At 30.0% G+C, this 16,936-nt stretch carries 9 protein-coding genes; all 9 read left to right on the top strand.

What is annotated here, in order from left to right; all coding sequences use genetic code 11:
* Window positions 1-40: 40 nt before the first annotated feature.
* Window positions 41-1,006 (top strand): PGN_0703 family putative restriction endonuclease, encoded by a 966-nt coding sequence (locus tag EW093_RS00840; RefSeq protein ID WP_149566569.1) that lies wholly within the window; start codon window positions 41-43, stop codon window positions 1,004-1,006.
* 191 nt (window positions 1,007-1,197) lie between these two features.
* Window positions 1,198-1,470, top strand: a complete 273-nt coding sequence (locus tag EW093_RS00835) for a DUF4160 domain-containing protein (protein WP_187759768.1) — start codon at window positions 1,198-1,200, stop codon at window positions 1,468-1,470.
* Window positions 1,467-1,694 (top strand): DUF2442 domain-containing protein, encoded by a 228-nt coding sequence (locus EW093_RS00830; RefSeq protein WP_149566568.1) that lies wholly within the window; start codon window positions 1,467-1,469, stop codon window positions 1,692-1,694. Before EW093_RS00835 ends, EW093_RS00830 begins: the two co-directional genes overlap by 4 nt.
* Window positions 1,695-1,920: 226 nt before the next feature.
* Entirely contained in the window at window positions 1,921-2,577 is a 657-nt protein-coding gene (locus EW093_RS00825) for a hypothetical protein (protein ID WP_149566567.1), read from the top strand.
* Window positions 2,578-2,646: 69 nt separating this feature from the next.
* Window positions 2,647-5,979, top strand: coding sequence for an STY4851/ECs_5259 family protein (locus EW093_RS00820; protein ID WP_149566566.1), 3,333 nt, complete (start codon window positions 2,647-2,649; stop codon window positions 5,977-5,979).
* The gene (locus EW093_RS17415) at window positions 5,966-9,043 is read left to right on the top strand and encodes a DEAD/DEAH box helicase (protein WP_223111628.1); all 3,078 of its coding nucleotides are present in this window, start codon (window positions 5,966-5,968) and stop codon (window positions 9,041-9,043) included. The genes EW093_RS00820 and EW093_RS17415 overlap by 14 nt, the downstream gene beginning before the upstream one ends.
* The gene (locus EW093_RS17410; protein WP_342781927.1) at window positions 8,986-12,189 is read left to right on the top strand and encodes a helicase-related protein; all 3,204 of its coding nucleotides are present in this window, start codon (window positions 8,986-8,988) and stop codon (window positions 12,187-12,189) included. The genes EW093_RS17415 and EW093_RS17410 overlap by 58 nt, the downstream gene beginning before the upstream one ends.
* 139 nt (window positions 12,190-12,328) lie before the next feature.
* Entirely contained in the window at window positions 12,329-13,768 is a 1,440-nt protein-coding gene (locus EW093_RS00810) for a DNA recombination protein RmuC (protein WP_149566565.1), read from the top strand.
* Window positions 13,769-14,024: 256 nt separating this feature from the next.
* Window positions 14,025-16,925 (top strand): SNF2-related protein, encoded by a 2,901-nt coding sequence (locus tag EW093_RS00805; protein ID WP_149566564.1) that lies wholly within the window; start codon window positions 14,025-14,027, stop codon window positions 16,923-16,925.
* Window positions 16,926-16,936: the final 11 nt, after the last annotated feature.

The following is a 16,936-nucleotide window of genomic DNA, read 5'->3' as shown; positions in this document are numbered from 1 at the left end:
TAATTAAAATTAAAATTAAAATTAAAATGGAAAGGTAAAAATGGCATCGATTTATCAAGAATCACAGAGGGAAAAAGCAATAGACTTAATTCAAAGCAAAAATCCTGTTTTTTATGGAAGTTTAGGTGGAAAAAAATTCATGACAAAGTTTAGGGATTTTGTTCTAATTGATAATATTAAAAATTTATTTGAACCAATTAGGTCTGATGCCGTGGAATACTTTAAAAAAAATAAAATTTCATGGTGGGGTGGTAAACAGCCTACAGGACATTCATTGTCATCACAAATTGCATGTATTAATCACTTATATCAAATTAGAAATGACAAAGAAGCTGTTCTCACCATTTTAAAAAATATATCAGATGATTTTACTGATGTTTTACCTGTTGTAAATGACAAATTTAAACCTGCATATATACAATTTGAAGCAGTTAGCGATAACGATAATCTCAATGAAGGTGTTCCAAATCGAGGAAGTAATTGTACATCAATTGATGCTTTAATTTTTGGGGTTCGTAATGACGGCTCACATTGGCTTATTCCAATTGAATGGAAATATACGGAGTTTTATAATAATCAAAATAAAGCAACTGAAGGTTGTACAAAAGAAACAAAGGGCAGCAAAGGTGAAACAAGAAAGAACAGATATTCTCAACTAATTAATAATTCTTCTCAATTAAGATCAGAAAATCATTTCTGCTATTATTTCGAACCATTTTATCAACTTATGCGACAAACTCTCTGGGCTGAACAAATGATTATTAATAGTAAAAATGAAACATTAAAAGCAACAAACTTTTTACACGTACATGTTATTCCATCAGAGAACTCAGACTTACTTGAAAAAAAATATAAATGTAGTGGTATGGGAATGGAGGCCACATGGAGATTTCATTTAGAAGACCAATCAAAATATTTTATTATTACGCCAGAAAAACTAATGAATGGAATTAAGGATAAAACTTACTACGATCTATTACAATATTTAAAAATTAGATATTGGTAAAAATAGAATAGGAGGGTTATTTTTTTACCAATTGATAGCGGAAATATTTTAAATCTTTTAAATAAAAATAATGGAACTAAATATGAATAAATTTTGAAGTGTTAAATATTTAGATAATATATTTTAAATAAAAATAGTAGAAAAAAAACAATTAAACAGTTAAACTTTTTTATAATACATTTGGAGGAATGATGCCCACGATATCAATGTTTTATGGAATAATAATAAGAATGTTTTTTAAGGATATAGAGAAACATAAACTTCCACATATACATGCTGAATATCAAGGTGATGTTGGGGTATATTCTATTTCTGATGGTATATTACTTGCAGGTCATGTACCACCTAAAAAACAAAAATTAATTGTTGCATGGATAGAAATTCACCATGATGATTTATTAGCAGATTGGGAACTTGCTGTTAATGGTAAAACTCCATTTAAAATTAAAGGATTAGATCAATGATAATATCAGAAGTAAAGCCAGATATTGATTACAAATTAAAAATCAAATTTGATAATGGTAAAGAGGGAACCTTTGATGTCTACCCATATCTTATATATGAAGCTTTTAGTGAATTAAAAAATGATAGTGAGTTTAAAAAAATCCAGAATGGTGGTTATTTTGTAGAATGGGATTGTGGAGCAGATTTATCAGCAGATACAATTGAGGCTAATCTACAAGACTAAGGATTATATTAAAATATAACAAATCCAAAGTACAACATTTAAGCTTATGGTATCTTTAAGTTTTAAGAAATTAAGAACATATGGGTTAAATCTGTTAACTACATAAAATCTGTTAAGTATTATCACTATATAAAAATAAAATTCTGGAAAATTAGTATTCCTGCGAACCAACCGTTCGCACACAAGTTAGATAATTTCCATATATAAAAAATAATTGGAGATTAAAATGAATAAAAAAATAGTTTTAACGTTACTACTTATTGCAGTATCCTTTTTACAAGCAGAAGAAACTGTATTTACAAAATCAGGCAATAAAATCCTATTAAAAGATGATAATACCTGGGAAGTCATAGAAAATAGTTTAATATCGTCAGGTACAACTTTTAGACAAACAATATGGGGTATGACGAAAAAAGAAGTTATGGGTATTGAGACTACAAGTTTAGTTGAAGGTTCAAATGAAAACAATTTAATGTACACATCAAAAGTAGCTGGTAAAGACTGTTATATAATATATTTTTTTACTCAGGATATATTAACTTCAGCACGATATTTTTTTACAGAAAAACACTCTAATAAAAATGATTTTATACTGGATTATAATTCCATCAAGGAGCTACTCACTGATAAATATAGCAATGCAATAAAAGAAGATGTTATATGGAGAGATGATCTATATAAAGATGATTTTTCTGATTGGGGACTAGCAATAAGTATTGGAGATCTATTGTATTTTTCAGACTGGGAAGACGACAAAACAGAAATACATTTAGTATTAATGGGTGAAAATTATAGTATTACACATTTAGTGGATTATCAATCTAAAGAAATGAAGGAAATGACAGAAAAAATTAAAAATTCCAATACATTAAATGATCTATAAAAGTATTTGATATATGAAAAATACTATGTATAATGAATAAAAAAATATTTATAAAAAGAAGTGAAAAAGATGAATATACTTTATGAAAGTCCAAGTCCAAAAACATGGTTAAACCAGTTTCTCGAAAAAAGGCAACTACAAAAACCAGATGGAAAATTATTGTTTCGGTATCAAGTAACGAAAGAAGAATATAATAGGATACCTCAAATCCTTAATGAACATTTACCAAGTAAAAATGAAGAATACTTCTTTAGAAGTTGGGCTGCACTTTTTTGCCTTTTTGTTTCTGAATATTATCGGCGTGATTATGATAAAAGCTGGTCATGGAGCACTATTGAAAATGTTATTAGATGTAATTTAAAACAAAATGATAGAGCTAAAGCAGTTGAAATTGGTTTAAATGAATATTGGAAAAGGCCTATTAGAACAAGAGGGCTTAATGGAAAAGATAGAGACCTCCTCGGCTCTCTTTTCTTAGAAGGTGGCCTTCCGTGGACACTTGTACAAAATCCACATACAGGTTTTGGGCGAATAGTTAACAGAGGAATTAAAGAATTTCATAAAACTTTAAATGGTAATACCGACATTACTCAAATAATTGATGGGTATAGTCACTATTTACCTAATGCTCATCAAGATAAAGATACATTAAATCTTCTAGCAGGTATTGTAGATAGTTTAATGATGATTGTAAGAAGTAGTAAACTAAAAGATCATGAAAATATAATTGAATATTTAGATAGATACTCTCCAGACTGGCGTTCATCTTTTCCTTTACCTATTGATGAAGAAAATGCAACAAAACTCGTATCTGAATGGCTTTTAGATGCAAAAAAAGAGCATAGAGAAAAGTTGATAGCGGAGCAAAATCTGTTTGAATCGAGTCATTATCAGGTAGGTAAATTATCACTTTGGAATATTGAATCACAAATTGTATTTCCTAAAAGTTATAAGTTTGATATAGACTTTAGTTTATTATCAACTTTAAGGTTTGAAATATATCTATACGAAGGATCGACACCAAGAGAGTGTTTAGGAACTACTTATTGTGAAAAACTAGAATTAAGTGTTCAGTTTAAATTTCCAAAGAATATTGTAACAATCAGAAGAAAAAAAATCGACGAAGAGCTGAGCATTAAACTAATGACAAATGGAGTACTTATAAAGAGTATAACAATCGAAGATAGTATTTTAGATACTTCAGGGCCATTAATATTCGAAAATATTAATAATCCAGATGATATTAAAATAAAGCTTCTTTCAAATGCTAGTTATAATTCTCCAGATGATAAATTAGTAATTTGGCAACCAAGAGGTTGGAATGTTGAATCTATAAATGCGAAAAGAGTTGGAATAGGAAATAAATTCTCTATTTGGGTAGGTATTGAAAATAATGCTATAGTTAAATTAAAGGATGATATCTTGAATATAAAACTTAATTGTAATAATAATCCTTTAAAATTGTCACTTGCAGGTAACTGTAGCATATTAGATACCATTCCTAAAATTACTTATCATGGGCTGCCTCGACTAATAAACGATCAAGACAACGTTTCTAGTTATAATGATCTTAAGGTCTACATAGATGGCTGTGAAAATAAATTTTGGGACGGTTCGATCTCAGGGAAATTCTCTTATGTTATAAAGGATAATAATGGATCGACTTTATTACGTAAATTTATAGGTGTACTTCCTAAAGATTTTAAAATGAAAATTGTTCCTGATTTTAGAAATATCAATGCTATTTTAGAAGTTTGGGGCATTAATGATGATGAGCTGTTTATTTTAGGTGATAATATCTCTTCAATAGAGATAGATTCTGAAATAAGCAAGAAGTTTATACTTAGGCAACTAGATTCAGAGAGGACTCCTCTTTTTGAAATAAAATTGAAGAGTATAAACTGTAACAACCCAATTTATATAAAATGTTCTTACCCTGTCTTAGGAGCCTCTGTTTTTGATGAAAATGGAGTCCGAATAAAATCAAATAATATCGCTTTAAATGAGCTTTTAGGGAAGTATTTGTACCTTAATTCTACCACAGATAGTATTGAAACATTTGATCTTGAATTAGAATTAATTTCTAAAAAACATAAATTCAACCCAAGAATTAACACCAGCTATAAAGTATCAAATGAAACTGTTAAAGTAAGTCTCTTTAGTCTAAAATCTGAATTCCTACAAATCCTTTCCACAACGGATGACCAAGACGCATATATTAAATTATTAGTCCATATTAAGTCCAAAAAAATCCTCGAATTAAATATAAGGAGATATAAGGGTTATGTGCAGTTATACAATGATAATTTTGAAATTATAGATCTTGATAATAAATACTCTCTTGCGAAGTTTAAACCAATAGCAATTCAGCTCTCAGATCCTAAAATAAACGATAATATATTGCCTGAAATACTATCTGAGGACGTAGCTACGGGTTACTATTCTCTTCGACCAATAATGAGTAAAGAAGGACCATGGTTAATTATTCCGGCTGATTCAGACTCTCCTCAATTTAGGCCTAAGCTTTTTCTACCAGAAAATAATTATGTCTTATCCTCAAATGCAGAGACATTAGAAAGAGCTGCGAAAGTATATCACCCAATAGATAATCCATACGTTATTGATAAAGTTATAAATTCCATGGCAAATAATTATAATCATAAGAGCTGGAATTATATTTATTACTTAAAAGAAAACTTTCAATATATACATTTAAATGCCTTTGAATCATGGCTCTCTTTATCAAGAAACATAGATGCCCTTGTTACTTTTTTTTATAGAATTGATTGTAATTTAGATTTCTGTAATAAGTTAAGGGATGAACTATCCGTTGTTTGGGAATCTATACCATTAAATAAGTGGATAGATGGATATCACAATTTTATTAGTTGGCAGGTTCGTAATGGTGATTTCTCTGAAGAATTGATAAAAAGATTAGGTTTAAATAAGATTGAAGTTTTAAAAAAGGTTATTAGTGGAATACAATTTATAGAAGATTTTATTATTCATAAAATAAATGAACCTCTAAAATTCTCTGTTTGTAAATCATTAGAGATAATGTATCAAAATTTAAGAAGAGATCACATGGAAGATAGATGGCCTGTGGGATTGAATGATGAATTATTATTTTGGGCAAACAAAAATCTTGATATCGTTGAGATTAATACTTCAAAAACACACTTTAGCAATTCTGTTACCTACTTACCTATGTTCATGGCACGTGTAACCATGGGTGATGCGAAATTAGAAGACTTAGGCGTAACATTAAATAAGCTTAAATTCTATATCTACAAGATATCTGATTTTGATAATAGTTGGTATTCATCAGTTTATTCCATGATGTTATCAGTTTTAGTTAATAGTAAATATTCTATAAATGGAGAAAATAGTGGCATTTTATAAAAAATTGATATTACAAAGTCTTTCTAGAACAAAAGAAGCTACATTAAGCATGCTTGGTATTAGTAATTCTGGCCTTAGAGAACACTTATCAGAAGAAATGTCAAATAATCTAGGTGATGAGAATTGTTTTCTATCAAAGCCAGTTATTGAGCATACATTTGGATGGAAGCAGGGTACTCAATCATTTAAAGATTTAGGTGGAAAACTATTATCAAATGAAATAGTAACAACGTTAGAAAATGCAAAAACATATAGTTTTAAATCCGATATGATGCCGTATGAGCATCAGATAAAAGCCTGGGAAACACTTTCTCATAAAACTCCAAAATCAATTGTTGTTACAACTGGTACAGGTTCTGGAAAAACAGAGTGTTTTATGATTCCTATATTACAGGATTTAATACGGGAACACAAAGAAATTAAACAGCCATTAATAGGAGTTAGAGCTCTTTTTTTATATCCGTTAAATGCGCTAATTAATTCACAACAAGAAAGACTTAACGCCTGGACAAATGATTATGGTAGCAACATTAGATTTTGTTTATATAATGGGAAGACTCTAGAAAATGAATTTAAGGTTAGAAAAGAGCAAAAAAATATTGCTCCCAATCAAATTTTATCTAGGGAGTTATTAAGAAAAGAACCAAGCCCAATATTAATGACAAATGCGACAATGTTAGAGTATATGCTTGTTAGACAAGTGGATAACCCCATTTTAGAAATATCAAAGAATGCAAAATCACTTAGATGGATTGTATTAGATGAAGCACATACATATGTTGGTTCTCAAGCTGCAGAAATCTCTCTACTATTAAGGAGAGTCGTACAGGCCTTTGGTAAAAAATCTAAAGAAATAAGGTTTGTCGCTACTTCTGCAACAATTGCAGGGGAAGGAGCTACTGAAAAGCTTAGATTATACTTATCTAATTTAGCTGGAGTTCTTATTAATCAAGTAGAAGTTATTACCGGCTCAAGAACATGGCCATTATTAAAAAGTAATAAAGAAATGAATAGCCTTAGTCTTTTAGAATTAAAAGGTATAGACAGGGATAAAGAAATCTCTGTAGATAGATATAGCTCATTAGAAAAATCTACAATTGCATACAGTATAAGAGATAGTATTTTAAGTAGTTTAAGACCTCTGACAATTGATGAAATTAAAACATTCCAAGAAAATAGGGGTTGTTCTATTTCTGAAATGAATATTTTAGAGTGGATAGATCTCATGACTGGGACAAAAAAAACAGAATATGACCCTCCATTTCTAAAAATTAGAATGCATCTTTTTCAAAGAATGTTTCATGGCCTTTGGAGTTGCATAGATCCAAAATGTAATTGTAAAAGTCAGCATTTATCAGATTGGGGTTTTGGGAATGTTTATGTTAATCAGAAAAGTCGATGTTTTTGTGGTGCTCCAGTATATGAAGTTGGATTTTGTAATGACTGTAATGAACCCCATTTGATCGTAGAGGATAAAAAAGGAAAGCTAATACAACAGAGTCAGTTTACTGAAGATGAATTCTCATTATCAGATGAAATTTATGATGAATCTAATACAGATGAACCGAGTATGAAAACTCCTGGAAATAAGTTGATAATCGCACCATATTATTCCTTAAATGATTCTTATCAAAAGATTAGTTTTAATACGGATACAATGGAAATAGGTTCTTTACTGGGAACTAATAGAATAGATATTAAATTTATAGATGAATCAATGAGTTTGTGTTCAAAATGTGAGTTTTCTAATACAGATAAAGGTTTTATGCGTTTTGCTTATTTAGGAGCACCATTTTACATAGCTAATGCTGTGCCTACCGTTTTAGAGTACTGTCCTGATGCAGATCAAAAAGAAAGTAAGGATAGAACCCCAGAAGAATTACCAGGCAGAGGACGTAAATTAATAACATTCACGGATAGTAGACAAGGAACGGCTAGAATGGCTGTACGTATGCAACAGGAAGCTGAAAGATCAAAGCTTAGGGGATTAGTTTTTGAAATATTAAGAAATGCTCAAAGTAAAAGGATAATTACTGATCCTTTACGGAATGATGAAGGTTATACCTATGATCAACTAATGAAACTTCATGACGATCTTAAATCAATAGATAAAAACATGTCTGAAGATTTTAAAAATAAGGCATTAAATATAAAAGATAATTCAAAAGAATATATCCCTGCCATAATTATATGGGATGACATGGTTCATAAACTCTCAAGTTTAAATGATATAAAAAGATCTATTCTTAGATACAATAAATATGCAAATCCAATGTTTTTCTCAGACAATGATAGCGGGAAATCAATGGCAAGGTTATTGTTAACTCGAGAGTTTTCAAGAAGACCAAAAAATCAAAACAGTTTAGAGTCTTTAGGAATTGTAAAAGTTGGCTATAGAAATTTAGATACTATATCAACTTCTCCACTATTTTGGGAATCGACCTCCGTAACCAAATTAAATGATGAAAACAAAGAGTATGTTGTAGCACTAACACTTAAAGATTGGTTAGATTTTCTAAAAGTAACATTAGATTTTTTTGTTCGGGAAAGTAGTTATATTCGTATAGACGATAATACAAAACAGTGGATGGGAAGTAAATTCTATCCCAAAGATTTTTTACCTCCTAAAAGTGAATCTAAAGATAGCACACAACACAAAAAATGGCCCAAATACAAACAAGGTCAAGCGAATAGGCTTGTTAAACTTCTTGAAGAAGCTACAGGTTTAGATAAAAAAAATCCTGAGGATAAAGACAAAATTAATAGCTGGCTTGAACATGCATGGATAGATTTAGTAGATAAAACAAAAATAATTAGCCAATTTATGCCAAACTACTCATTAGATTTAGATTCAATGACATTTTCTTTACCAAATGAAGCCTGGATATGTCCTGTAACTAATAGATTATTAGATACCACTTTTTGTGGTTTAACACCATATCTACCTAATAACAGAAAAGGACGAAGTTATTTTGTGAAAAAGTTAAGCTTCCAAACTTTGTATCTCTGTCATCTCCATCAAATGTTGAAGATCAGATTTCTGATATTCGAAATAAAATATTAAGTAATAATGAGATTCAGAAACTAAGAAGTCATAATTTATGGACTGACCTTAGTGATAGAATAGTAGAAGGGGGCTTTTATTATAGAACGGCAGAGCATTCTGCCCAGCAATCTTCTACAAGATTAGATGAATATGTGGAACTATTTAAAACTGGGGATATCAATGTACTTAATTGTTCCACAACTATGGAAATGGGAGTTGATATAGGTGGTGTATCAGCAGTTGTAATGAATAATGTTCCACCACATCCTGCAAATTATTTACAAAGAGCTGGGCGAGCAGGTAGAAGGAATGAATCACGAGCCATTGCATATACTCTTTGTAAATCAGATCCCCACAATCAAAGAGCTTTTTTAAACTCTAAATGGCCCTTTGTAACAGAAATACCTGCACCTTCTATAACACTTAGTTCAAAACGAATAGTAGAAAGGCATGTTAACTCTTTACTCCTATCTACATACCTAAGAACTTGCACAGATAATAATGGTGATAGGATGAAGTTGACTGTTTCATGGTTTTATAAAGGTAATAATTCAAATTGTAAAGGATATAAAGATTGGCTAAGAAATTGTAACAATGATATTGGGCTAAATATTCGTGAATTAATTTTTGGAACGGTTTTACAATCAAAACATTTAAATATTATTTTAAATGATTCAATAATATATATAGAAACATTGGAAGAAAGATGGATTAATGATTTCAATAAAATTAATTCAAAAATAGAAAGTGTAGAAAAAAGTAAAGATGCTGATCAACAAGCTTACAAAAAAGCACTAGAGTTTGAATTAAAAAATCATGAAAGTGAATATCTTCTTAGAGAGCTTTCAACAAGAGGTTATCTTCCTGTCTATGGATTCCCAACTAATGTAGTTAATTTAAATACTTACAATATAGCTGATTTTAAATATCAAGAAAAGAAAAAGATAATTAACTCCCGGGAAGATAGTATGTTCGACTATAAAGAACAACCATCTAGAAGTCTAGAAATAGCTATAAGAGAATATGCACCTGGTTCTCAGATTGTTATTGATGGAAGGGTTTATACATCCCATGGTGTAAATTTAAACTGGAAATCACAAAAAATAAATATTTCATGGAGTTGTCCTAATTGTGGTCAGACCGGAATAGTTGAAAAATTCTATAGTAATAATGAAGTATATTGCTCAAATTGTAATAAAGAGATTCCTAACGAAAAAATAAAAAAATATTTAAGACCACTAGGTTTTAGAACAGATTTTTTTACACCTACAACAAACGATGTAAGTAGTCAGAAATTTATTAAAATGGATAAACCAAAGGTTCAGTTAGATGGAATCCAATTAGCATTACCTGATTACAGATGTGGTTTTATTCGTTATGGAGATGGTGGAAAAGTTTTATATCAATCTTCAGGAGAGTTTAATAAAGGGTTTGCTATCTGTTTTCAATGTGGAAAAGCAGAATCTATGACAAAAAATGGAGAATTACCTTCATCTTTGAAATTAGGAACAGAACATAGACCTTTAGGTGGAATAGCTCCTTCTGGTAAAGATATAAAATGTAGTGCAGAGCATGTTATTAAAGATTTAAATTTAGGATTTCATATAAATACAGATGTTATTGAAATAATTCTACGAAATCCATTAATCGAAAATTCATGGCTTTCTGACAGTCCTGAAGATAAAATAATAACAACTACTTTGTCTGTTGCTATTAGAGATTCAATTGCTGACTATCTAGGAGTTTTAAGTACAGAAATGGGATTTAATACAAGGGCTGAAAAGGATATTGATACAGGAGTAACACGAACTGTAATTCAGATTTATGATAATGCAAGTGGTGGAGCTGGTTTTTGTACAACTGCACTTGAAGATATCAATAATATTCTTAGAAATGCTTTTAATAAATTAAATTGCCCGGCAAATTGCGAAAATGTATGTTCACATTGTTTAGCTGCTGGTGATAGTAGAATAGAAAGAAGTGAATTAGACAGGAAACTAACTCTCGAGTGGGTAGAAAGAACAAAAATACTTAATTACTTAACAACTTCAAATGATTTCGATACACTAGAGAATCCAAGGTATTGCTCCTATGGCCCCATTCCTTATATAGAAAATTCATTAAGGAATAACTCTAATGACAAAATTAAAGATATCTATGTATATCTAAATTCAGATAGTGATGAATTTGATCTTATGAACCCTAATTTTATTAACAAATTATTGTTATGGAAATTAGAGTATAGTCTTAACTTGAATCTTGTTTTTTCGGAAAATTACAATTTTAAAAAAATAGAATCAAATATTATTAGAAGGTTTATAGACAATGAAGTGACATTTTATACACACACGAGCAACGCTCATAATTGTTTTATTTCAGTATCAATAGAATCTGAATTAAATAGCTATAATTTATATTCAAATAATGAAAATTCTAACATTCCAGGAGAGTTCTGGTTAAACTCTAATGAACCTGCTACATGGGTTAGTACAACTATCAGTGTCTCTGCAGATCTAGTAGAAATAGATATACCTGAAATAAAAAATGAAGCAAATGCAAACATTATTAATGTTATTAGAGAGCTAGATGGTCCCACTTATAATATGAAGAATAAGCTACACAATTTATTCAAAGAACATGCTTCAACTTTTTATAATAAAATGACAACTAATAACATTATTGAAGTTAGCTATAGTGATAGGTATTTAAGGTCTCCTTGGTCAATATTATTACTTGGTAACCTTCTTGAAGCAATAATTGGAAAAAATAAACCTAAAATACATATTGAGACATCGATGAATTACAGAGGCGCTGGTGAATGCAATTTCTTAGATAATGATTGGAGTAATCAGAGTTACTTAGAAAAAGTAGCCAACAACTGGTTGTTTGAAAAATTAGATACAAATGTGCATTTTACTGTAATCGATCAGAGAAATTTACCCCATGGTCGAGTTTTAACAATTACATGGGATAATAATACAAAAACTGAGATCATTTTTGATCAGGGTGTGGGTGCCTGGAAACCTAGTTATACCGATAGAGAATTAAAATACTTTCCATTTCATTCTGATATACAAAAACAGATAATAGAATTAAAAGAGAGGGATAAAAAAGTATACTTAAGACGATATGAAGAGTGGCCAACTTATATAACAGTTAAATGAAATTGCGTTTTACAATACATCTGTTATGTAGTAGTTACACAAAAAATTGAAAATCGAGTTAGAACACTTATAATGCGAACCAACCTTTCGCTTTAAGATTAGATAATTATTTTAAAATATATATAAAAAGGTGGTAGTTATGACAAATATTTTATTAGGTGTATTAATTCTTGTAGTTATAGTTAATATAATTCTGACTATAAAGCGAAAAGTTAATATAGACATTAAACCCCAGTTAAAAGAATTGGAAGATCAAATATTAAAATTTGATATTTTATTAGAAAAATCAAATAAAGATATTAAAGAAGACTTTAAAACTAATAGAACAGAGATAAATGAACAGGCTAAGAATAATAGAGAAGAACAATCTACTACGTTAAATTCCTTCAAAGAATCTCAGATAATAACAATTAACTCTTTTAAAGAAGAGTTTAAAACTAATACTAAGGATTTAGGAGAACTTTTAGAAAAGAACTTCACTAAGTTTTCAATGAACCAACAAGATCTAAACAAAAATACTACAGAAAATATTAAAGAAATTAAAGATCTATTACAGACTCGATTTACAGAGTTTAATAAACAAAACACAGATGCGAATAAAGATTCTGAAATTAGATTAAAAGAGATAAAAGAATCAATTGAAAAACATCTTAATCATTTGCGAGAAGAGAATACTAAACAGATTAACGAAATGAGAAATACAGTAGACGAGAAACTTCAATCCACTTTAGAAAAAAGAATAGGGGAATCTTTTAAGCAGGTAAGCGAAAGACTTGAACTTGTTCATAAAGGTCTAGGAGAAATGCAAACAATAGCAACAGGTGTTGGAGATTTAAAGAAGGTCTTATCTAATGTTAAAACGCGAGGTATTCTAGGTGAATATCAATTAGGGAATATTTTAGAAGAGATTTTATCACCTCAGCAGTATTCGCATAATGTTGCTACAAAAAAAGGTAGTCAGGCTAATGTTGAGTATGCGGTAGTATTACCTGGGAAGTCAGATGAAAAAGAGGTGTGGTTACCAATTGATTCTAAATTTCCAATTGAAAATTATGAAAGGCTTGTAACAGCTTATGATGAAGGTGATACTGTAGGGATAGAACTTTCAAGAAAAAATCTAATTAAATCTATTGAGAGTTTTGCAAAAGATATTTCAACTAAATATCTTGATCCTCCACACACCACAGATTTTGCAATTATGTTTTTACCAGTAGAAGGTCTTTTTGCAGAAGTATTAAGGGAACCAGGTATTGTAGAAACGTTACAAAAAAAATATAAAATCTCTGTAACAGGTCCTACGACACTTTCTGCGTTATTAAGTAGCCTTAATATGGGTTTCAGAACTTTGGCAGTACAAAAGAAAAGTAGCGAAGTTTGGAAGGTTTTAGAAGAGGTAAAAACAGAGTTTGTTAAATTCGAAGATCACTTAGAAAAAGTTCATAAGCAAATAAGTTCAGCTGCAAATTCTATTGATCATCTTAAAAATACTAGAACAAATGCAATAATTAGAAAGCTTAAAGATGTTGGTACTCTTGAAATAGAGGAAAGTACTTTAAATTTGGAGGAAGTATTAAGCTAGGGATTAATAAATAAAAATATATTTAAAATGGACAACAATGTGTCTATACCAACATAACAAGAGTTACTATCTAACATATTTAGATTTTAGTAAATAGGATTAAAAAAGACAATTTGTATTAAATCATAGCCAAAAAATATGGTTCACTGAATTTAATAATTATTGTAAACTATTAAAACATGCAGCTTACTATTTTAATGTAAGGATTTTACTAATACAAATTTAAAAAACATAGTTCAAGGGGTAATAATTAAAAATGAATGATTCCAAACTAACAAAATATCATGTAAAATATTATGCCCATGAACTGAATAGAGTTGGTGGTAACGGCGTAGACCGACTAGGTAAAGCACTTTTTGATGCTTGTGTTGATTTAAATCCACACCAAATCGAAGCTGCAATGTTTGCCCTAAGATCACCACTATCTAAAGGTGTACTATTAGCAGATGAAGTAGGGCTAGGTAAAACTATAGAAGCCGGTTTAGTCCTATGTCAAAGTTGGTCCGAGAATAAAAGATGCATTATAGTAATTTGCCCAGCCTCTTTAAGAAAACAGTGGGCTGTGGAAATGGAAGAGAAATTTAATCTACCTTCCCAAATATTGGATTCTAAAACATTTAAAGATATCCAAAAGAGAGGAAACCCAAATCCATTCCATGAAAAAAAAATTATTATTTGTTCCATGAATTTTATAGCAAGCAAATCTATAGAAGTAACTTCAATACCCTGGGATCTAGTTGTAATTGATGAAGCACATAAATTAAGAAATGCATACCGTGAAAGCAATAGAATAGGGCAAGCAGTAAAACTTGCTACTTTAGGTAGAAAAAAAATACTATTAACAGCTACACCTTTACAAAACTCCCTTTTAGAGCTGTATGGGTTATCTACTATTATTGACGAAAATATTTTTGGAGATTTATCCTCATTCAGGTCACAGTTTATAAATAATGGCGGGGATCTTAGCACTCTACGGGACCGTCTACAAAGTTTTTGTAGTAGAACCCTAAGAAGTCAAGTTGTTGAATATGTCCCTTATACAAAAAGAAATTTAATCACCAGACCATTTAAGCCAACAGAACAAGAACATAAATTGTATGTTGAAATTTCAGATTATCTAATGCGTGACGATACCTATGCTTTCCCAATTAGACAAAAGCACTTGTTAATAATGCTTATTAGAAAAGTACTCTCATCATCTCCAATAGCTCTCATTGGAACCCTAAATATAATAAAAGATAGGCTTGTAAAACTTTACGACAATACCAAAGAAAGTGCAAACTTTACAGAAATCCTAATTGCAGAAGACGATATTGATTCTGATCTATTAGATGAAATCTTAGAAGATGATGATGAATATTCTGAAAAACAAGATATTGCTCCAACTGATGATTTAAATACTAAGAAAATTATTGAGATAAAAAAACTAAAAGAAGAGATAAAAGAAATAGAGAGTTATATCCACTGGGCTGAAGATATTGGGGTAGATACAAAAACTAAAGCTCTTTTAACAGCCTTAGATATTGGTTTTGAACAAATGTTAGAAATGGGTGCAGCTGAAAAAGCTGTTATCTTTACCGAATCAAGACGTAGTCAGGACTGGTTATATACATATCTTGAAAATAATGGTTATGCCAATAAAGTAGTTACATTTAATGGAACTAACAAAAGTGAATTAAATAAAACAATTTATGCTAATTGGGTTAATGATAATAAAGATACAGGGAGAATAACAGGTTCAAGGCAAATAGATATGCGTGCTGCAATTCTTGATTTTTTTAAAAATGATGCAAAGATTCTTATTGCAACTGAAGCAGGAGCTGAAGGCTTAAATATGCAATTTTGTTCCTTACTTGTAAATTATGATTTACCATGGAATCCCCAACGAATTGAGCAGAGAATTGGTCGTTGTCACCGTTATGGGCAGAAATTTGATGTTGTAGTAATTAATTTTTTAAATGAGAAAAACCAAGCTGATATAAGAGTTTACGAACTACTAGATCAAAAGTTCAATCTATTTAGTGGAGTTTTTGGCGCATCTGATGATGTTTTAGGAAGTATAGAATCCGGTGTTGACTTTGAAAGAAGAGTGTTGGAAATTTATCAGGAATGCAGAAGTGAAAAAGAGATTAAATCGGCCTTTAAAAAATTACAAGATGAATTAGATCAAACAATACAGGCTAGAATGACAGATACAAGGAAGACTCTCCTTGAAAACTTCGATGAAGATGTCCATGAACGTTTAAAAGTAAACCTTGCAGGAGCTAAAGATAAACTAGATAAAATAGGAAAACTATTCTGGGATGTTACAAAATATGTTTTAAATAAAGAAGCAGACTTTAATGATATAAATTATAGCTTTAATTTACATGAACCACAAAAAAATAATATTAGAGTTGGAACATATAATCTTGTTACAAAAAATAGGGATATACAAAATAACGAATTTCTTTACAGATTAAGTCACCCTCTTGGTGAAAATGTACTCTCTATTGCATCTAAATACAGTGGAGATTCTAAGGTTGTCTATTTTGACATAACAAATAATCCCACTAAAATTAGTCTTGTTGAAAATTTAAAGGGTAAATCTGGTTGGTTAATATTGCAAAAATTAGAAGTTTTATCCTTCGAAGTTGAAGAATATCTGCTTTTTAGCGGATTTGATAATTTTGGTAAAAACTTATCCCAGGAGACTTGTGAAAAGATTTTCAATTGTATAGGTTACGAAAAAGATGATATAACAATTCCAGATGATATTATTAAAAGATTAAAGCAGGATAGTGAATGTCATATTCAATCTACAATTGCTAAAAATCTTGAAGAAAATAATAAGCACTTGTCAGAAGCTTGTATCCAGTTGGATAAATGGGCAGAAGACATGGAAAAAGCAGCGTCTAAAGAGATGGATGATACTAAACGGCAAATAGCTGAGATAAGAAGAAATGTGAGATTAGCTGAGAACATACAGGATCAGGCAGAATTACAAAATGAGTTAAAATCCCTTGAAAAAATACGTAGAACTCAACAGCAAAAGATATTTGAAGTTGAAGATGAAATATCAGAAAAGCGAGACTCTTTAGTTCTTCAATTGACAAAAAGAATGGTACAAAAAACAAAAATAGACGATTTATTTACAATCCGTTGGGTTGTTGTTTAATTTAGGAGATA

It is taken from the genome of Thiospirochaeta perfilievii (assembly GCF_008329945.1).
GTDB lineage: Bacteria > Spirochaetota > Spirochaetia > DSM-2461 > DSM-2461 > Thiospirochaeta > Thiospirochaeta perfilievii.
This window is presented reverse-complemented; position numbering and strand designations above follow the sequence as displayed.